This window comes from Convivina intestini (assembly GCF_003096575.1).
In the GTDB taxonomy this organism is placed as follows: Bacteria; Bacillota; Bacilli; order Lactobacillales; family Lactobacillaceae; genus Convivina; species Convivina intestini.
In genome coordinates this window covers 40,300-57,208 of record NZ_QEKT01000006.1, presented here as the reverse complement: position 1 = coordinate 57,208, position 16,909 = coordinate 40,300, and the positions used below count along the sequence as shown (strand labels likewise).

Here is a 16,909-nt window from a genome sequence, read left to right as displayed (position 1 = left end):
CGTATAATTAAAGACATGCAAAATTTAGATTACGAACAAATGAACGGGTTGTCATTGGCTTATATTGGCGATGCAATCTATGAACTAGCAGTCCGGCAGCACCTTTTAGGACTAGGTTTGACCAAGGTCAACGACTTACAACGGCACAGTCGGCATTATGTTTCTGCCAAGGCTCATGCTGCTTTATACCAGTTAATGGATCAACAGCAAATTCTCCAAGATCAAGAATTACTATATTTTAAACGCGGTCGTAATGCTAAATCACATACCAAGGCTAAAAACACCGACGTGGTTTCCTATCGGATTTCAACTGGGATTGAAGCCTTGTTCGGTTACTTGTATTTATCTAACCAGTCAGACCGTTTGCAAGAATTGATGGAATGGATTTATATTCAGGTTGAAACTGGGGAGGCTAGTTATGAGTAAAGGAACTTCAACTGATTTTATTTTTGGACATCATGCCAGTATTGCGGCATTACAGGGCGATCAGGCCATTAACAAGGTCTGGTTGCAAACTGGATTAAATCCGACCTTGGCCCAACAAGTCCGTAAATTAGCTAAAAAACGGCAATTAATCGTACAACAGGTGCCCAAAAGTAAATTAGATGAATTATCTGATGGTGGTAATCATCAAGGGGTCTTACTGAGCCTAGCCGCTTTTGAATATGCCCAACTTGATGATTTGTTTGCCAAGGCAGTCCAACTTAATGAAGATCCCTTCTTCTTGATTTTAGATGAAATTGAAGATCCTCATAATTTGGGATCGATTTTAAGAACAGCAGACGCGGCCGGTGTCCATGGTGTCATCATTCCTAAACGGCGGGCTGTCCAACTTACAGCAACCGTTGCTAAAACTTCCACGGGGGCCATTGAACATGTGCCCGTTGTTCGGGTTGGTAATTTAGTTAATCTGGTTGATGACCTTAAGAAACGTGGCCTATGGATTTTTGGAACTGACATGGCCGGACAAGATTACCGTCAGTGGGATGCTACTGGTCCAGTAGCACTAGTGATTGGTAATGAAGGAAAAGGTATTTCTCCCCTTCTGAAGAAGAAAATGGATGGCATGTTAACTATTCCGATGGTTGGACATGTGCAGAGTTTGAATGCCAGTGTGGCTACTAGTTTATTAGTGTATCAAGGATATAATTCACGACACCCACTATAAACACCGAAAGGTGCCTATTGGGGAAAGTGATGAAAGATGAATTACGAGCAGTTGTGTATGCTGCTAAAAAAGGACATGATTGTGCTTATCCGGTATTGATTAGTCGTTTGAAAGGACTAATTTACCAAGTGCATCACCAAAAAATTAGTGCTCGGGTTAGTCCAGATGATTGGTATTCAGACGCATTGGAAGTCCTATTACGTTGTATCAAGCGTTATAACATGGAGCGTAATCGAGCTAAATTTTCGACGTATTATGCCTCTGCTTTACAAAATCGAGCAACCGATTTAATTAGAAGCCACTACACGGCTAAAAATCAATTCGAACGGGCCTTGTATAGTCAGGATCAAGCTGAATTAGAGGGCTTAGAGAAAGGGAATGATACCTATAATCCTGAACAGATTTCGCTGTTAAAAGAAGCTCTTTCAAGCGTTAGTTTTGCCCAGACTGAGGATTTTTGTAAAGTTGTTCGTCAGTTAGTTGGCGCTCAATCTTATCAGGGGACTGAGATTAACCGACGTAGCTTTGATCAAATGCAGTATCGTTTTAAACGAGCGATTCAAGCGGTGATTTGAACTGCAAGGCTGCAGGTGTTAGAATTGAAAGCAAAGTGGAGGGCGTTAGTATGCCAAGTTCAAAGGGCTCTTTAGCCTGCACAGTTTGCGGTTCGCGTAATTACACCGTAGTTTTGTCAAAAGATCGTACTGAAAGATTGACTGTTAAAAAGTTTTGTCCCCATTGTGGAAAGCACACAATTCATCAGCAAACGAAGTAAAGGTAAAAAATCTTATGATTACATATTTTAAAAATGTTGCCGCTGAAATGCATAAAGTTACTTGGTTAACTGGCGAACAAACCAGTAAAGAGACAGTTGCTGTTTTAGCTGTGTCTGCTTTCTTCGCAATTGTGGTCGGTAGCTCAGATTGGATTTTACAGCAGTTAGTTAACTTGTTGCTAGCACACTAAAAGTATCTGTAGTATACTACTAGTAGCGCAAAGGGCTCTTGGAGCTCTTTTTTATTTTACATTTAGGAGGTTATGGTGCCTGGAGCATCTTAGTAATATGACAGAAGAAATGGAAAAAGCATGGTTTGTTGTCCACACCTATTCGGGTTACGAACATAAAGTTAAGGCTAATTTGGAGTCACGAACACAGACAATGGGAATGACGGAACAAATCTTCCGCATTTTGGTACCAGAGCAAGAAGTTTCAACTGTGCAAGATGGTGAAGTTAAAACCACTGTTGAAAATGATTTCCCTGGATATGTCTTAGTTGAAATAGCTACTCCTCAAGATGGTAATATGACCGATGAAGCATGGTATGTTGTGCGAAACACGCCAGGTGTAACTGGTTTCTTGGGATCGCACGGAGCTGGTTCAAAGCCCAACTCTTTATTGCCTGAAGAAGTTGACCTATTGATGCGTCGGATGGGGATGGTTACCAAAGAAGTTATTGACTTAGACGTAGAAGTTGGCCAAACAGTTAAAATCATCACTGGGCCATTTAATGGGATGGAAGGGGTTGTTACAGCAATTGACCCTGAAAAACAAACTATTGAAGCGACAGTTGAAGTCTTTGGCCGGGAAACACCAACTGAATTGACTTTTAATGATGTTGATACCAGCCTAGCTTAATAATAAAAAGGATAATTACTTGGTAATTATCCTTTTTATTTGGTATACTGAATAGGCATGTCAAAGACATGCGTGGAAGCAGCACTGAAGCTGCGCTTTACCACAACACGAGGAGGAAATAATCGTGGCTAAAAAAGTCGTAAATGTAGTTAAGCTACAAATTGCCGCCGCCAAAGCAACGCCAGCTCCACCAGTTGGACCAGCGCTTGGACAGGCCGGTATTAACATCGCGCAATTCACAAAGGAATTTAACGCGCGTACAGCTGATCAAGCGGGATCAATGATCCCGGTTGAAATCTCTGTCTTTGATGACCGTTCATTTGAATTCGTTACTAAGACACCACCAGCAGCTGACCAGTTGCGTAAGATTGTTGGTAAGGGTTCTGGTGAACCTAACACCAAGAAGGCTGGTAACGTTACTCTTGACCAAATCCGTGCCATTGCTGAAAATAAGATGGACGATTTGAACGCCAATGATATCACTGCAGCAATGCGGATGATTGAAGGAACAGCACGCTCAATGGGTGTTACTGTTGATGGTGTTGACTTGACTGTTGATGGTACAGCAATCAAGGAGGACGCAGAATAATGACACAAAAACATGGTAAGAAGTATTTAGAAGCTGCTGCCAAGGTTGATGCCGAAAAGACATACAGCCTCGACGATGCGATTGCTTTAATGAAGGACGTTAGCTATGCTAAGTTCGATGGTTCTGTTGAATTAGTTTTCAATTTGAACGTTGATACTCGTCAAGCTGACCAACAATTGCGTGGTGCCGTAGTGCTTCCTAATGGAAGTGGTAAGGACAAGACTGTTGTTGTCTTTGCTCAAGGTGATAAGGCAAAGGAAGCTGAAGCTGCTGGCGCTGACGTTGTTGGTGCTGCTGACTTGGTTCAACGTATCCAAGACGGTTGGTTGGACTTTGATGTTGCCGTTGCTACACCAGACATGATGGCTCAGGTTGGTCGTGTTGGTCGTGCTTTGGGACCTAAAGGTTTGATGCCTAACCCTAAGACTGGTACAGTGACAATGGATGTTACTAAGGCTGTGTCTGATGCCAAGGGTGGTCAAGTAACATACCGTACTGATCGTGACGGAAACGTTTCTGTTACTGTTGGTCGTGTATCTTTTGATGACCAAAAGTTAGCTGAAAACATTAAGACTATTGCTAACACTGTTTTGAAGTCTCGTCCTGCTGCCGTTAAGGGAACATATGTCCAAAACGTAGCACTTTCATCAACTATGAGTCCTGCTGTGACTGTTGATGTTGCTAGTCTTTAATTGACAGATTAATTATTAATTGTTAGAATTTAAAAAGTAATTGAACCCATTTTGCCTAAGACTCAGGTGGTGCTTGCACCTTAATTTCCTGCCGAGGAAGTTGATTTTTAACTTTGCCCGCATGTCTTCTTGGCGTGCGGGATTTCTTTTGCAAAAAATTCAAAGGAAGGAGAATTAATCACAATGAGTGAACAAACGATTGCACTTAAGGCCAAGAAGGTTGAAGAAGTTGTTGAGCAGTTTAACGCCGCTACTTCAGCTGTGGTTGTCGATGCTCGTGGTTTGACTGTGGCTGAATCAACTGATTTGCGTCACCAACTACGTCAAGAAGGTGTTACCTTAGAGGTTATCAAGAACAAGATTTTGGTTCGTGCCGCTGAAAAAGCTGGTTACCCAGAACTAAATGATTTGTTTGCTGGTCCATCTGCTGTTGCTTTTTCAAACGATGATGCTGTGGCACCTGCCCGTATTTTGAAGAAGTTTGCTGATGAAAACGCAACTCTTGAAATCAAGGGTGGTGTTGTTGATGGTAACATTGCCAATTTGGAAGACATCAACAAGTATGCTTCATTGCCATCTCACGATGGTTTGCTGGGTCAGTTGATGGCCGAGTTCCAGTACCCAATCCGTACCTTTGCTTATGCTGTTAAGGCATTGCAAGAAAAGAAGGAAGCTGAGTCCGAAGGAACAGCAGCTGCTGAATAATAACAAACTAGTAAAAAGAATAATATTTGGAGGAATTTAATCATGGCTTTTGATAAAGACGCGATTATCGCATCATTGAAGGATGCAACCATCTTGGATTTGGCTGACTTGGTTTCAGCTATCGAAGAAGAATTTGACGTTTCTGCTGCAGCTCCAGTTGCAGCTGCAGGTGCTGCTGATGGCGGCGCTGCTGCTAAGAGCTCATTTGATGTTGAATTGACTTCAGCAGGTACTGCTAAGGTTAAGGTCATCAAGGCTGTTCGTGAAGCAACTGGCTTGGGCTTGAAGGAAGCTAAGGACCTTGTTGATGGTGCACCATCAGTTATTAAGGAAGGTCTTTCAGAAGACGAAGCTAACGAATTGAAGGAAGCTTTGGAAGCAACTGGTGCTTCAGTTACTTTGAAGTAATTCTTCTAAAGAAAGAGTGCTGCGGTGCTCTTTTTTTGTACATAGGAAAGAAGGTATCTCCATGACACAGGTAACGGGTGGGGAACAATATTTTACAGCACAGCCAACAGCGCAACATGAAATGCATGAGTTTGATTTTCAGCTTTTGGGACAGGAATTACACTTTGTTACCGATGCGGGTGTCTTTTCTAAAAGAACGATTGATTTTGGTAGTCGTACCATGCTAGAAGCAGTCGGTTCCCAGCAACTGCCAGCAGGAAAAATTTTAGATTTAGGTACTGGTTATGGGCCGGTGGGGATTGCCATGGCTAAGGCTTGGCAACGTGAAGTCGATTTAGTTGATGTCAATCAACGGGCTTTATCTTTAGCAGAACAAAATGCTCAGCGGAATGGCGTGTCTGAATTAGTCGATATTTTCCAATCAGATATTTATCAGCAAATTGACCAAAAATACGCAGCGATTTTAGTTAATCCGCCAATTCGGGCTGGTAAAACGGTTGTGACAGCCATGTTAACCGAGGCTAAAAATCATTTGATTAAGCAAGGAAAGTTAATCGCGGTATTGCAAAAAAAGCAGGGAGCCCCTTCAGCTCAAAAGAATATGGCTGCTGCTTTTGGCAATGTGAAGGTAATTGGGAAAAGTAAGGGTTACTACGTTTTGGAGAGTATTAATGCGGATTGATCCGGTTTTAACGACTGAAGAAATCAATTATTTTATGAAAGAGGCTTTGGTGGAAGCTCGAAAAGCCGAGGCGATTGGGGAAGTACCAATTGGCGCGGTGATTGTTCAGGGTGGTCAAATCATCGCCCGCGGGTATAATCATCGAGAAATTGACCAAAAAGCGACTGCTCATGCTGAGTTGTTAGCTATTGAAGCCGCAAATGCAGTTTTAGGTTCTTTTCGGTTAGAAAATACTACTTTATTTGTGACTTTGGAACCCTGTGTTATGTGTGCAGGCGCCATTGTTAATGCCCGCATACCTCAAGTTTATTACGGTGCTGATGACCCTAAGGGTGGCGCTGTACGTTCCTTACATCAACTGTTGGAGGATTCACGTTTAAATCACCGCGTTGACGTACACACCGGGCTTATGGCCCAAGAAAGTGGCCGGCTATTACAGCAATTTTTCCAAGCTATTCGTCTTAGACAACAGGCTCGTAAAATCGCTCAGCGTAAAAAGTAACTAATCCTTAATAACTCCGGTTGCCATCACTTTTAAAATTCGATATAATTATTGTGCGAGCAAACGTTGGCTCCCGAACCGAGTCAGGACAGGAATGTAGCAGCTCTAAGGATGATTAGCGTTGTGCTTGTGTACATATGCAAAAGCTGCCAATTGGCAGCTTTTTTTGTAAGGGGGAGTACTGTGACTTATCAAGCACTTTATCGTGTTTATCGACCACGAACATTTCAAGATATGGTTGGACAAGACGTCATTACCCAGACCTTGCAAAATGCCATTGCAGCCAATCAAACAGGACATGCTTATTTGTTTAGCGGCCCCCGTGGAACTGGTAAAACTTCAGCAGCAAAAATATTTGCACGTGAGATCAATGGCATTGATGCCAGCGTTAATGACAGTCAAATTCCAGATATTGTTGAAATCGATGCAGCTTCTAATAACGGTGTGGATGAAATCCGAAATATTCGCGATAGCGCTAACTATGCCCCAATCAAGGCGCCTTATAAGGTTTACATTATTGATGAAGCGCATATGTTATCAACGGGTGCTTTCAATGCTTTATTAAAAACGTTAGAAGAGCCACCGGCTAACGTTAAATTTATATTAGCAACGACGGAACCACAAAAAATGCCAGCGACAATTTTATCGCGAACTCAGCGTTTTGAATTTAAGCGGATTAGTGATCAAACAATTCAAAACCAGTTAGCTAAGATTTTAGACCAACAAAAAGTTGCCTATGATTTTGAAGGTCTCAGATTAATCGCTACTGCTGCTGAAGGTGGTATGCGAGATGCTTTGTCAATTTTAGATCAAGTTATTGCCTACCAACCGCAACGAGTGACTGTCGAAACGGCTCGAACGGTAACTGGTACCGTTGCGGTTAATCAATTAATTGATTATTTACAAGCAATTGGCCATCAAGATACGCCCACTGCTTTAGAATTGCTAAGTGCGATTATCGCCGATGGTAAAGATGCCTATCGGTTTTTAGCTGATTTAATGGGATTGTTACGGGATATTATGCTGAGCAATGTTGTCCCAGACTTGGTTCGTAGTACGACTTCCATTCAGCAGCTACAAGAGTTAGCCCAATCGTTTAGTTTAGATAATTTACAAACCATGATGTTAGCAATTGATGATATGCAAAAACAAATTGCTCAGTCCCTCCAGACTGATGTGTATTTGGAGATGCTGACTGTTAAATTGGTTTTGTTGCAAAACAAACAGCAGGATACTCATCCTGGCGTTAAGGAATCAGTTGCAGCACCTAAGGCGCGTGAAAACAGTCCAGTTGCGACAAATGATGCTGTCGTGGTAAATAAGTCCACACCAATTATTGAATCTCAGGCAGCCCCAGTTGATTCACCTATTTCAGAGTCCAGTCAAGCAACCAGTACTTCGGCAATGGCAACTTCAGAAGCAACGCCATCAGTTTCAACACCAGTGACGCCAAGCAGCCAACCAGTGGCTTATACCGGCCAATCAGCGGTATTTGCGGTGTTGGCTCAAGCCCAGCGTAAAATGTTAACCACGATTCAGCAGGCTTGGTCACAGTTGCAAGACACTTTACCAGTTCAGGTGCAGGCCTTGTTACAGACCGCGAATCCAGTAGCCGCAAGTAGTGAAGGGGTTGTACTGGCCTTTGAGTACCCAGCTTTGTTGGAGCAGGCTTTACACGATGGTAATTTTCAAAGTAAGGTTCAAGCGACCTTCCAACAAAATAATTTCCCAATCAAGTTGGTGTTAATTAGTCAAGATCAATGGACTAAGGATCGTGGTGATTATGTGACTAAATTAAAGCTAGGTCAAGAACCACATGAGCGCTTTGATCAGCTAGAGCCACTTCAAATGACTACTAACGAGCATGAAAATGCTCCAGAAATCATTGAAAATGATCAACAAATTCCTGACATTGTTGATGCAGCGCAACAAATGTTTGGTGAAGAGCTAGTTAAAGTGGTTAACCAACCCAGGAAAGGATCTTCTTAATGCAGTATCCAGAACCGATTGCTAGATTAATTGATAGCTATACTAAGCTACCTGGAATCGGCCCCAAAACAGCTACTCGGTTAGCTTTTTACACGCTAGGTATGGAAGAAGCAGACGTAATCGCCTTTGCTAAATCTCTCCAGGCCGTTAAAGCTGATATTGCTTTTTGCGAAATTTGTGGCAATATCACCAGTAAGGATGTGAATCCATGTATGATTTGTCAGGATAAGAGTCGCGATCAGTCAACTGTCTTAGTGGTTCAAAATTCACGAGATGTGATGGCCATGGAAAATACTCGAGAATATCACGGCCTTTATCATGTGTTAAATGGTGTCATTTCTCCTAGTGCAGGAACGGGACCAGAAGATATCAATTTGCCAAGTTTAATCCGTCGTTTATCTAGTAACGATCAAATTCAAGAAGTGATTGTGGGAACGAATGCTAATGCTGATGGCGAGGCAACGGCCATGTATATAGCGCGGTTGCTAAAGCCAGCGAACATTAAAGTTACACGGTTAGCCCATGGTTTGGCAGTTGGCTCTGATATTGATTATGCGGATCAGTTAACCCTAATTAAGGCGGTGGAGGGGCGTAACGAACTATGATGTTTAAGAAAAATAAAAAAATTGACATTAAAAATGAGTACGACCAAATTTTGCTTTATCAGGTTCGCTATTTAAAACGGGCCTTGTTATTAGCCCAAGAATCGGAAACTGCCCTGGTAGATAGTCGTGTTAATGGCCATCTAATTGAGGCACAAACGGCCTTAAAACGCGCTAAATTTAATTATGTTTATCGCGAAGCTCGTCATCGTCAAACGGTCGAAGATATGCAAAATATGTGGTTCCAAGGAGAGTAACGTGGTAGACCAATCAGTGTTTATTTCAATTGAAGGACCCGAAGGGGCTGGAAAGACAAGCTTGATTAATGCCCTAGCACCTGAATTAAGACAAAATTTAAAACGACCAGTACTGACCACTAGAGAACCAGGTGGGAACCCAATTGCTGAAGGAATTCGCAATATGCTAGCGGCCGATACATCCGTGAATATGGATGCTCGCACCGAAGCTTTGCTGTTTGCAGCAGCTCGACGACAACATTTAGTGGAAACAATTTTGCCAGCCCTGGCTAAAGATGAAATTGTTCTGTCTGATCGTTATTTAGATAGTTCTCTAGCTTATCAAGGTGGAGGTCGTCGGCTCGGCGTTGATGATGTTTTAGCTCTTAATGAATTTGCGATTGATCATGTCTTACCCGATTTAACCCTTTATCTGGATTTACCCGTTGAAATTGGTTTAGAGCGAATTAACCAACAGCGTCAAAGTAAAATTGATCGTTTGGATCGTGAAAAATTAGATTTTCATCAGCGGGTTCGGGAAACTTACCTAAGCTTGTTAGAGCGTTTTCCAGACCGAATCGTCAAAATAGATGCTAATCAACCACTTGAACAAGTTATTCAAGCGGCTCGAGTAGAGCTTAGTAAAGTTTTGGAGGTAGAATCATGAAATTAGTAACAGCAATTATTCAAGACAAAGATGCAACAAAATTAAGCAATGCCTTTGTCAAAGCTAATATTCGGGCAACACGTTTATCGACAACGGGCGGATTTTTGCGTTCAGGAAATACCACCTATATGATGGCGATTGAGGATGAACGCGTGACGGAAGTCTTGGAGATTATCAAGACTGTTTCACAAAAACGTAAGCAGTTTATGGTACCGCCATTGGGGATGGATGCCGATCATGCCGGTTCTTATCCAGTCGAGGTTGAAGTTGGTGGTGCCACGGTCTTTACGCAAGCTATTGATGATTTCTATCGTTTCTAATGACAGCAGATTTTATTGAATTAGCGCAAAAAACTTACCCAAAGCAGCTAGCCCGCTTTGAGCAATTGATTACAGATGATCATTTAAGTCATCTATACCTATTGGCTGGGAGCAACCCCCAGGCTAAATTAGCTTTTGCCCGCTCGTTGGCATGGTTAGTTGCTGGACCAACAGAGAGAAATGCCCTTAGAATTGAACAAAACGATCATCCTGATATTTTTATTGTGACCCCTGAGGCCGGCAGCGATGCTCTGAAGGTGGGACAAATTCGGGCTTTGATGCCAGAGTTTACGACAACTAGTTTGGAGAGTTCACGTAAAATTTTTATCATTGATCAAGTTCAAACGATGACCACCAGTGCGGCTAATTCACTTTTGAAATTTATTGAGGAACCGGCAGGACCGCAGTTGATTTTGTTATTAACTGATAGTGTTGCAGAGGTTTTACCGACGATTCGCTCTCGAGCTCAAGTGGTGCACTTACATACCCTAAAAGGGGAAGAACTTGGTGATCAAACCACTGGATTAGACGAGGATTGGGTTGATAAGGCGCAACCGATTTTGTTTAAGTGGTTTGAAAAAGCGATGCAGCGTGATTTATCGGCCTTTAGCTTAGTTCAAACGCAGCTGGTACCGGTAGCAACTGAAAAACAACAACAAAATTTATTGTTAGAATGGCTACATCAGTTAACGCGCGATATGATTGTTTTTAATCAGATTGGTGATCAACGTTTGTTTTTCCCACAGTTACGGGGATTTTATACTAGTTTGCATCGTCAATATACCTTGGATCAGCTCATGGCTGCTGGCGATAGTGTGTTAGCAGATGACGATTTACGTAAAATCAATTTATCTTGGCAAAGTCGTTTGGAAAAAATAACGTTAGACCTATCCTTAGAATTAGGAGTAAATGATGCAAGTACAAAAAAGTTTTGAACAACATCAGACTGGCACTTTGTATCTCATTCCAACTCCAATTGGGAATTTACAAGATATTAGTCAACGGGCTTTAGCTGCATTAGCTGAGGTTGATTTAATTGCAGCTGAGGATACTCGCCATACGCAGCAATTGTTGAATCATTTTGAAATCACAACTAAACAAACTAGTTTTCACGAACATAATTGGCAGCATAAAATTCCAGAATTGATTGGCATTTTGCAAGCTGGACAATCAATTGGGCAGGTGAGTGATGCCGGAATGCCTTCAATTTCTGATCCGGGTAAAGAATTAGTTGCTGCGGCAATTGCTGCTGATATTCCGGTGGTACCTCTTCCGGGACCTAGTGCGGGGATTGTTGCTTTGATTGCCAGTGGTTTAGTACCACAGCCGTTTTACTTCCATGGCTTTTTACCCCGCAAAAAAAATGAGCAGGTGGCTGAATTAGCTAAATTAAAAGAACGACGGGAAACGGTTATCTTATATGAAGCCCCCCACCGTTTAATTTTTACTTTATCCAACCTTGTTAAAGTCATAGGGTCAGACCGATCACTAGTGGTAGCACGGGAATTAACCAAGCGCTACGAAGAATTTTTACGCGGAACGGCTGGTGAAATTTTGGGCTGGGTGCAAAGCCATCCAGTTCGAGGTGAATTTGTGATTATGATTGCTGGTAATTCAGCTCCTGATGTAACTGAATCAGAAGAAGAAATATTACCCGTGGTTGAGGCAGTGGAGCAATTAGTTGCGCAGGGATTAAAGCCCAATGCAGCGATTAAACAAATTGCCCGAGAACGCCAATTAGAACGTCAAAGTGTTTATCGTGCTTATCATCAATTAGAGGAGGAATCGTAATGGTTGATGAAAGTGTCTTTGAAATTGAACGCTGTGTTGAGTATTACGAGGCGGATCGTCATGGTCGTTTATCGCTGCCAATGATTGTTAATTTAGCAGTCCTAGCTTCTAAAAAACAAGGCGATATCCTAAATATCGGACAGGCAACTACGCAAGCGCGTGGTTTAGGTTGGGTCATATTACAGTACGATTTACATGTTTATCGTCGGCCAGAAGTTAATGAATCAATCCGATTGCAAACAACTGTTGGTCATTTCAATCCATTTTTTGCCCAGCGCTCCTTTAAGATTTTAGATGAACAGGGGGAGGAGTTAGTAAACATTAATTCCCTTTGGGCGCTGATTGATATTGAAAAGCGCCATATGGTTCGTTTGCCCCTTGATTTAGTTGAACCTTATGGTGCTGTAGCAGCTAAGCGATTAAATCGAATTCCCAATCCAAGCAAAATTAAAGCGGATGAAACAGTACAAGAGCAAAGGTATCGAGTACGTTATTTAGATATTGATGCCAATCAGCATGTTAATAATTCTAAATATTTTGAGTGGATGGAAGATGTGATGGGCGCCGACTTTTTGGAGACCCATGAGGTTACACGGATTAATTTAAAGTTTGAAAACGAGGTTCATTTGAATCAAACAGTGGTATCTCAAGTCGTTAAGGGTGATAATTACTCTAGGCATCGTATTCAAACGGATAATACCGTCAGTGCCGAAGCCGAATTTGAATGGCGATCCATTGATCAATAAAATTAAAAAGAAGGTACTAAAATGGCAGTTCTAGTTTTAGGTGGAGCCGGTTATATTGGCTCTCATATGGTTAAGCGTTTAGTTGAAAAAAACGCTGAAGTAGTTGTAGTTGATTCCTTGGTTACCGGTCACCGGGAAGCTGTTGATCCTAAGGCTAAGTTTTATGAAGTTGATATCCGTGATAAAGCGGCATTAAGTGAAGTATTTGATCAAGAAAATATCAGTCAAGTGGTGCATTTTGCAGCCTTTTCAATTGTGCCTGAGTCAGTAGCGCAACCACTAAAGTATTTTGACAACAATACTGGTGGCATGATTACCTTGTTGGAAGTCATGAAGGAACATAACGTTAAACAAATTGTCTTTTCTTCTACTGCCGCTACTTACGGTAATCCGGTTCAAATTCCTATTAAGGAAACTGATCCGCAACGACCAATCAATCCCTACGGGGAATCCAAGTTAATGATGGAAAAAATCATGGATTGGTCCGATCAGGCCGATGGGATTAAATGGGTTGCTTTACGCTACTTTAATGTAGCCGGGGCAGCTGAAGATGGTACTATTGGTGAAGATCATCACCCAGAAACCCATTTGGTACCAATTATCTTACAGGCTGCTGCTGGACAGCGACCATATATTGAGATGTTTGGGGATGATTATCAAACCCCAGATGGCTTCAATGTTCGCGATTATGTCCATGTTTTGGATCTAGTTGATGCCCATATTTTAGCTTTAAAGTATTTGGCTGATGAACAACCATCTAATCAGTTTAATTTGGGGTCAGCTACTGGCTTTTCCGTCAAGGAAATGGTTGAAGCTGCTCGCCAGGCAACTGGAGTCGATATTGAGGCCAAAGTGGGACCTCGCCGGCCAGGCGATCCAGATATTTTGATTGCCGACTCTAGCAAGGCTCGGGATATTTTACATTGGCAACCTAAGTACGATAATGTGCAAGATATTATTAAAACTGCTTGGCATTGGACTCAAAGCCATCCCACTGGTTATAACGATTGATGATAAAAACAGCGCTCAATGGGCGCTGTTTTTGATTGCATAAGATAGGGCCTTATTGTGTCTTTTTGGCTTTCTATGTTAATCTAAACAAATGATGAAGAAATTAAATGATCTGCATATTCCGAGTTTAATAGTGTTGATTTTTATTACTTTTCAAATTGGGTATATTAACTTGTTACCACTCCTATTTAGAGGCTTTTTTCCCGGATCGATGGCCATTGGTTCGGTGATTGTCATGCTAATAATTGCAGGAACAGCTTATTTTTTACAAGCCACTAATGGGAGTGTCTGGGAGCGGCCACAAGGATATAAATTGATCTTTACGCTAATGGTCTTTTTCTTGATGTATTTGACCATCATTGTGATTAGCCAGCTTTATCCCAGCCCAGTGAGTGATAATCAAGCCGAAATTAATTATATAAATACGCACATTGGCGCCATTAACCAACTATTTTTTAAATTTACGCTAATCTTTTTGGCCCCTTTATTTGAAGAATTACTCTTTCGAGGTTGGCTGGTATGGGGTCTGGCCGGTTGGGGTAAAATAATTCAGTTTATCCTGCCAACCTTACTTTTTACCTTAGTTCATGGACCGAGCCGTCTAGCTGATTGGTTGACCTATGGTAGCTTAGCCACCCTGTTAATGATAATTCGTTTTTATACTAAAAAAGTTCAATACCCAATGTTTGCCCATATTATCTGGAACGCCTTCTCCTCTTTTTAGGAGTAAGGTGTTTTTATTTAGTTTCTATAAAACACGAAACCCCGATTACCTAGCGTGGTAATCGGGGAAATAATTGAGAATATTTGGGAGAGGGAAAAGAATATGAATGTCATCGTTGGGAGAAACGATAAGTTTTTAGTCCCTGGGCTTGGGGTTTCGTGGTCCTAGTGGGAAGCACTAGTTATTCCGCTTATATGGGGAACCTCCGTTTAATTAAAGGATAATTTCAACTTGGCTTGTTGCTTGAGACTAACTCGCGTTGTTGATGATTCTTATAATAAGGGGTTTAAGTTAAATATTCATAAAGTCAAAATAAAGTGAAAATTAAATTTTATGAAACCGTTTTGCATTATTTTTTGAGAGCGGTTACAATGACTGTATAAGAGGGCCAATCGTATAGCACTTCAGGTGTGGTATAGTTGGCTTGTATAAATGAAAAAGTTTAAAGGAGACAGTTGATGGGACTACTAGGAGCAATTGAAGCAGGTGGAACTAAGTTTGTCGTTGCAGTTGCTGATCATGATTTTAATATTATTAAGCGGGAAGCTTTTCCTACTTTAGACGGTGAGAAAACTTTAGATCAAGTAATTGCTTTTTTTGATCAATATGACAATATTGATGCTATTGGGATTGCTGCCTTTGGGCCCATTGACATTGTTGAAGGATCAAAAACTTATGGTCGTGTTCTAGACACACCAAAGCGGGGCTGGTCGGGTTATGATTTCTTGGGTCGAATGAAGGCTTGGCGTGATATTCCATACTTTTGGACGACTGATGTTAACGGTGCTGGCTGGGCCGAATTTAAGACCGGAGCAGCCCGTGACGTCCAAAATATGGTTTATTTAACTGTTGGAACTGGTATTGGTGCTGGAATCGTGACTAACGGTCATTTGCTTAGTGGCCTAGGGCACCCAGAAGCCGGCCACATTTTCTTACAAAAGCACCCGCAAGATTCTTATCAAGGACATTGTCCTTTCCACGGTGCTAACTGTTTGGAAGGTTTGGCTGCCGGTCCAGCAATTGAAGAACGTTGGAACAAGAGTGCTAAGGATATTCCTGATGGCGATTTGGCTTGGGAAATCGAAGCCTTTTACTTGGCCCAAGCAGCTTTGGATTACACCATGATTTTACGGCCAGAAAAAATTATTTTTGGTGGTGGGGTTCCTCATCGAGAAAGTCTATTCCCATTGATTCGTCAAAGCTTTGCCGAACAAATGAGTGATTACTTGGCTGTGCCACCGTTGGATGAATACATTGTTCCAGTTGAAAACGGTGATAATGCTGGAATTTTAGGTTGCTTCTATCTATGTAAGGACTTGCTAAACAAAGATTAACTTTTAATATAAGATTATTAAAAATAAATGGAACCTCAAGTTGACAAATATCATTTTTATCGTTACCATAAATGTCAATCCAAACGTTGAAGAGATGAGTAGATTTTCCCTGACGTCCTTAGAGAGCTAACAATTGGTGTAAGTTAGCGTCGTCATATTATTGAAAATGGTCTCAGAGTTAGTTAAATTGACGAGTCCCGATGATAAGTCAATTTTGGGTACGCCCGTTATCGCGCTAAGAATTCTCTTATTTAAGGATGATTCTGTCGGTAGAGTAGTTTGGGAAACTATTAAAACGAGTGGTACCGCGTTATTAACGCCTCGTAGCTTTAGAGCTATGAGGCGTTTTGTATATTAAAAAAGGAGATTTAAATGGATAAACCAATCATCGGCATTTCTGGTTCAGTAATTATTGATCACGATAAGGCTTTTTATGGCTCAAATCGTAGTTATGTAAATGAAAATTATGTTGAAGCTGTTATTAAAAATGGTGGGGTACCCTTTATCATGCCGGTTAGTGACAATGACGAGGTGATTGAAGCCCAGTTAGCCCATGTTCAGGGATTGATTTTGTCTGGTGGTCATGATGTAGATCCAACCTTATATAATGAAAAGCCACAACCAGCTTTGGGAGATATTTGGCCTAAACGAGACCATTTTGATGAGCTATTGTTAAAATTAGCCGAAAAACGTGGTATTCCTGTATTGGGTATTTGTCGTGGGGCTCAGTTAATTAACGTTGCCCATGGGGGCAGTTGTTTCCAAGATCAATCTTATCGTGACCAAGAAACCCAAGAGCACGTACAAGATATTGTTGCTAGTCAACCGACCCATGGGATGCGTGTGGATAAAGATAGTAAGTTAGCCGCAATTCTGGGGAAAACTACTTTTGATGTCAATACTTTCCACCATCAAATTCTTAAAGAAATTGGTACCGGATTAAAACCTTGCGCCTATGCTAACGATGGTATTTGTGAAGGGTTTGAAAATGCTTCGGGCACTGTGATTGGCGTTCAGTGGCATCCGGAGATGATGTGCAGTAATCCGGATACGGCTTTCATGAATAATCTGTTCCGGTATGTGATTGAACAAGCGAAATAGGAGTAG

At 41.6% G+C, this 16,909-nt stretch carries 24 protein-coding genes, 1 other RNA gene and 2 other annotated features; all 25 genes read left to right on the top strand.

The genetic code is table 11. From position 1 onward, the window contains the following. The first annotated feature begins 15 nt into the window (after nucleotides 1–15). Complete coding sequence (locus C7384_RS05715; RefSeq protein WP_089939030.1) at nucleotides 16–426, top strand: Mini-ribonuclease 3; 411 nt, start codon at nucleotides 16–18, stop codon at nucleotides 424–426. Further along, nucleotides 419–1,168: a 23S rRNA (guanosine(2251)-2'-O)-methyltransferase RlmB gene (gene rlmB / locus C7384_RS05710; protein ID WP_089938966.1), complete on the top strand. Its 750-nt coding sequence runs from the start codon at nucleotides 419–421 to the stop codon at nucleotides 1,166–1,168. The genes C7384_RS05715 and rlmB overlap by 8 nt, the downstream gene beginning before the upstream one ends. Nucleotides 1,169–1,197: 29 nt before the next feature. Beyond that, on the top strand, nucleotides 1,198–1,743 hold the full coding sequence (locus tag C7384_RS05705) for a sigma-70 RNA polymerase sigma factor region 4 domain-containing protein (RefSeq protein WP_243400721.1): 546 nt from the start codon (nucleotides 1,198–1,200) through the stop codon (nucleotides 1,741–1,743). Nucleotides 1,744–1,793: 50 nt separating this feature from the next. Then, nucleotides 1,794–1,943 carry a 50S ribosomal protein L33 gene (gene rpmG / locus C7384_RS05700; RefSeq protein ID WP_089938962.1) on the top strand — a complete coding sequence of 50 codons (150 nt, stop codon included), beginning with the start codon at nucleotides 1,794–1,796 and terminating at the stop codon, nucleotides 1,941–1,943. A gap of 14 nt (nucleotides 1,944–1,957) precedes the next feature. Continuing rightward, entirely contained in the window at nucleotides 1,958–2,134 is a 177-nt protein-coding gene (secE, locus tag C7384_RS05695) for a preprotein translocase subunit SecE (protein WP_089938960.1), read from the top strand. 97 nt (nucleotides 2,135–2,231) lie between these two features. Continuing rightward, the gene (gene nusG, locus C7384_RS05690; protein WP_089938958.1) at nucleotides 2,232–2,804 is read left to right on the top strand and encodes a transcription termination/antitermination protein NusG; all 573 of its coding nucleotides are present in this window, start codon (nucleotides 2,232–2,234) and stop codon (nucleotides 2,802–2,804) included. Between the two features lie 124 nt (nucleotides 2,805–2,928). Beyond that, nucleotides 2,929–3,393: a 50S ribosomal protein L11 gene (gene rplK / locus C7384_RS05685; RefSeq protein ID WP_089938955.1), complete on the top strand. Its 465-nt coding sequence runs from the start codon at nucleotides 2,929–2,931 to the stop codon at nucleotides 3,391–3,393. Further along, entirely contained in the window at nucleotides 3,393–4,085 is a 693-nt protein-coding gene (gene rplA, locus C7384_RS05680) for a 50S ribosomal protein L1 (protein ID WP_089938954.1), read from the top strand. The genes rplK and rplA overlap by 1 nt, the downstream gene beginning before the upstream one ends. 36 nt (nucleotides 4,086–4,121) lie before the next feature. Then, nucleotides 4,122–4,241: a sequence feature (ribosomal protein L10 leader region), on the top strand. Between the two features lie 27 nt (nucleotides 4,242–4,268). Beyond that, nucleotides 4,269–4,790: a 50S ribosomal protein L10 gene (gene rplJ / locus C7384_RS05675; RefSeq protein ID WP_089938952.1), complete on the top strand. Its 522-nt coding sequence runs from the start codon at nucleotides 4,269–4,271 to the stop codon at nucleotides 4,788–4,790. A 42-nt stretch (nucleotides 4,791–4,832) separates the two neighbouring features. After that, nucleotides 4,833–5,198, top strand: coding sequence for a 50S ribosomal protein L7/L12 (gene rplL, locus C7384_RS05670; protein ID WP_089938949.1), 366 nt, complete (start codon nucleotides 4,833–4,835; stop codon nucleotides 5,196–5,198). A 61-nt stretch (nucleotides 5,199–5,259) separates the two neighbouring features. After that, a complete protein-coding gene (locus C7384_RS05665) occupies nucleotides 5,260–5,880 on the top strand; it encodes a class I SAM-dependent methyltransferase (RefSeq protein ID WP_089938947.1) in 621 nt (206 codons plus the stop codon). Further along, nucleotides 5,870–6,382: a tRNA adenosine(34) deaminase TadA gene (gene tadA, locus C7384_RS05660; RefSeq protein ID WP_089938945.1), complete on the top strand. Its 513-nt coding sequence runs from the start codon at nucleotides 5,870–5,872 to the stop codon at nucleotides 6,380–6,382. Before C7384_RS05665 ends, tadA begins: the two co-directional genes overlap by 11 nt. Nucleotides 6,383–6,428: 46 nt before the next feature. Further along, nucleotides 6,429–6,526: signal recognition particle sRNA small type (gene ffs / locus C7384_RS05655), an RNA gene on the top strand. A 39-nt stretch (nucleotides 6,527–6,565) separates the two neighbouring features. Next, a complete protein-coding gene (gene dnaX, locus C7384_RS05650; RefSeq protein ID WP_089938943.1) occupies nucleotides 6,566–8,371 on the top strand; it encodes a DNA polymerase III subunit gamma/tau in 1,806 nt (601 codons plus the stop codon). Continuing rightward, entirely contained in the window at nucleotides 8,371–8,976 is a 606-nt protein-coding gene (recR, locus tag C7384_RS05645; RefSeq protein ID WP_089938940.1) for a recombination mediator RecR, read from the top strand. Before dnaX ends, recR begins: the two co-directional genes overlap by 1 nt. Further along, nucleotides 8,973–9,230 carry a DUF2508 family protein gene (locus tag C7384_RS05640; protein ID WP_089938938.1) on the top strand — a complete coding sequence of 86 codons (258 nt, stop codon included), beginning with the start codon at nucleotides 8,973–8,975 and terminating at the stop codon, nucleotides 9,228–9,230. Before recR ends, C7384_RS05640 begins: the two co-directional genes overlap by 4 nt. 1 nt (nucleotide 9,231) lies before the next feature. Then, nucleotides 9,232–9,876: a dTMP kinase gene (gene tmk, locus C7384_RS05635; RefSeq protein WP_243400720.1), complete on the top strand. Its 645-nt coding sequence runs from the start codon at nucleotides 9,232–9,234 to the stop codon at nucleotides 9,874–9,876. Next, entirely contained in the window at nucleotides 9,873–10,196 is a 324-nt protein-coding gene (locus C7384_RS05630; RefSeq protein WP_089938934.1) for a cyclic-di-AMP receptor, read from the top strand. Before tmk ends, C7384_RS05630 begins: the two co-directional genes overlap by 4 nt. Further along, nucleotides 10,196–11,131, top strand: coding sequence for a DNA polymerase III subunit delta (locus C7384_RS05625; RefSeq protein ID WP_089938932.1), 936 nt, complete (start codon nucleotides 10,196–10,198; stop codon nucleotides 11,129–11,131). The genes C7384_RS05630 and C7384_RS05625 overlap by 1 nt, the downstream gene beginning before the upstream one ends. Further along, a complete protein-coding gene (rsmI, locus tag C7384_RS05620; protein WP_089938930.1) occupies nucleotides 11,109–11,987 on the top strand; it encodes a 16S rRNA (cytidine(1402)-2'-O)-methyltransferase in 879 nt (292 codons plus the stop codon). The genes C7384_RS05625 and rsmI overlap by 23 nt, the downstream gene beginning before the upstream one ends. Beyond that, on the top strand, nucleotides 11,987–12,733 hold the full coding sequence (locus C7384_RS05615; RefSeq protein ID WP_089938928.1) for an acyl-[acyl-carrier-protein] thioesterase: 747 nt from the start codon (nucleotides 11,987–11,989) through the stop codon (nucleotides 12,731–12,733). The genes rsmI and C7384_RS05615 overlap by 1 nt, the downstream gene beginning before the upstream one ends. Before the next feature lie 21 nt (nucleotides 12,734–12,754). Continuing rightward, nucleotides 12,755–13,744 (top strand): UDP-glucose 4-epimerase GalE, encoded by a 990-nt coding sequence (gene galE / locus C7384_RS05610; RefSeq protein WP_089938926.1) that lies wholly within the window; start codon nucleotides 12,755–12,757, stop codon nucleotides 13,742–13,744. 91 nt (nucleotides 13,745–13,835) lie between these two features. Further along, nucleotides 13,836–14,468, top strand: coding sequence for a CPBP family intramembrane glutamic endopeptidase (locus C7384_RS05605; RefSeq protein WP_089938923.1), 633 nt, complete (start codon nucleotides 13,836–13,838; stop codon nucleotides 14,466–14,468). A 458-nt stretch (nucleotides 14,469–14,926) separates the two neighbouring features. Then, nucleotides 14,927–15,802, top strand: coding sequence for an ROK family protein (locus tag C7384_RS05600; RefSeq protein ID WP_089938921.1), 876 nt, complete (start codon nucleotides 14,927–14,929; stop codon nucleotides 15,800–15,802). Nucleotides 15,803–15,879: 77 nt separating this feature from the next. Further along, nucleotides 15,880–16,129 (top strand) — a binding site (T-box leader). 45 nt (nucleotides 16,130–16,174) lie between these two features. Continuing rightward, complete coding sequence (locus C7384_RS05595; protein ID WP_089938920.1) at nucleotides 16,175–16,903, top strand: gamma-glutamyl-gamma-aminobutyrate hydrolase family protein; 729 nt, start codon at nucleotides 16,175–16,177, stop codon at nucleotides 16,901–16,903. The last annotated feature ends 6 nt before the right edge of the window (nucleotides 16,904–16,909 follow it).

What these genes read in the sequence shown, in the direction of transcription:
- C7384_RS05715 (WP_089939030.1), top strand. Translation starts at nt 16, where the DNA reads ATGCAAAATTTAGATTACGAACAAATGAACGGGTTGTCATTGGCTTAT.
- rlmB (WP_089938966.1), top strand. Translation starts at nt 419, where the DNA reads ATGAGTAAAGGAACTTCAACTGATTTTATTTTTGGACATCATGCCAGT.
- C7384_RS05705 (WP_243400721.1), top strand. Translation starts at nt 1,198, where the DNA reads ATGAAAGATGAATTACGAGCAGTTGTGTATGCTGCTAAAAAAGGACAT.
- rpmG (WP_089938962.1), top strand. Translation starts at nt 1,794, where the DNA reads ATGCCAAGTTCAAAGGGCTCTTTAGCCTGCACAGTTTGCGGTTCGCGT.
- secE (WP_089938960.1), top strand. Translation starts at nt 1,958, where the DNA reads ATGATTACATATTTTAAAAATGTTGCCGCTGAAATGCATAAAGTTACT.
- nusG (WP_089938958.1), top strand. Translation starts at nt 2,232, where the DNA reads ATGACAGAAGAAATGGAAAAAGCATGGTTTGTTGTCCACACCTATTCG.
- rplA (WP_089938954.1), top strand. Translation starts at nt 3,393, where the DNA reads ATGACACAAAAACATGGTAAGAAGTATTTAGAAGCTGCTGCCAAGGTT.
- rplJ (WP_089938952.1), top strand. Translation starts at nt 4,269, where the DNA reads ATGAGTGAACAAACGATTGCACTTAAGGCCAAGAAGGTTGAAGAAGTT.
- rplL (WP_089938949.1), top strand. Translation starts at nt 4,833, where the DNA reads ATGGCTTTTGATAAAGACGCGATTATCGCATCATTGAAGGATGCAACC.
- C7384_RS05665 (WP_089938947.1), top strand. Translation starts at nt 5,260, where the DNA reads ATGACACAGGTAACGGGTGGGGAACAATATTTTACAGCACAGCCAACA.
- tadA (WP_089938945.1), top strand. Translation starts at nt 5,870, where the DNA reads ATGCGGATTGATCCGGTTTTAACGACTGAAGAAATCAATTATTTTATG.
- recR (WP_089938940.1), top strand. Translation starts at nt 8,371, where the DNA reads ATGCAGTATCCAGAACCGATTGCTAGATTAATTGATAGCTATACTAAG.
- C7384_RS05640 (WP_089938938.1), top strand. Translation starts at nt 8,973, where the DNA reads ATGATGTTTAAGAAAAATAAAAAAATTGACATTAAAAATGAGTACGAC.
- C7384_RS05630 (WP_089938934.1), top strand. Translation starts at nt 9,873, where the DNA reads ATGAAATTAGTAACAGCAATTATTCAAGACAAAGATGCAACAAAATTA.
- C7384_RS05625 (WP_089938932.1), top strand. Translation starts at nt 10,196, where the DNA reads ATGACAGCAGATTTTATTGAATTAGCGCAAAAAACTTACCCAAAGCAG.
- rsmI (WP_089938930.1), top strand. Translation starts at nt 11,109, where the DNA reads ATGCAAGTACAAAAAAGTTTTGAACAACATCAGACTGGCACTTTGTAT.
- C7384_RS05615 (WP_089938928.1), top strand. Translation starts at nt 11,987, where the DNA reads ATGGTTGATGAAAGTGTCTTTGAAATTGAACGCTGTGTTGAGTATTAC.
- galE (WP_089938926.1), top strand. Translation starts at nt 12,755, where the DNA reads ATGGCAGTTCTAGTTTTAGGTGGAGCCGGTTATATTGGCTCTCATATG.
- C7384_RS05605 (WP_089938923.1), top strand. Translation starts at nt 13,836, where the DNA reads ATGATGAAGAAATTAAATGATCTGCATATTCCGAGTTTAATAGTGTTG.
- C7384_RS05600 (WP_089938921.1), top strand. Translation starts at nt 14,927, where the DNA reads ATGGGACTACTAGGAGCAATTGAAGCAGGTGGAACTAAGTTTGTCGTT.
- C7384_RS05595 (WP_089938920.1), top strand. Translation starts at nt 16,175, where the DNA reads ATGGATAAACCAATCATCGGCATTTCTGGTTCAGTAATTATTGATCAC.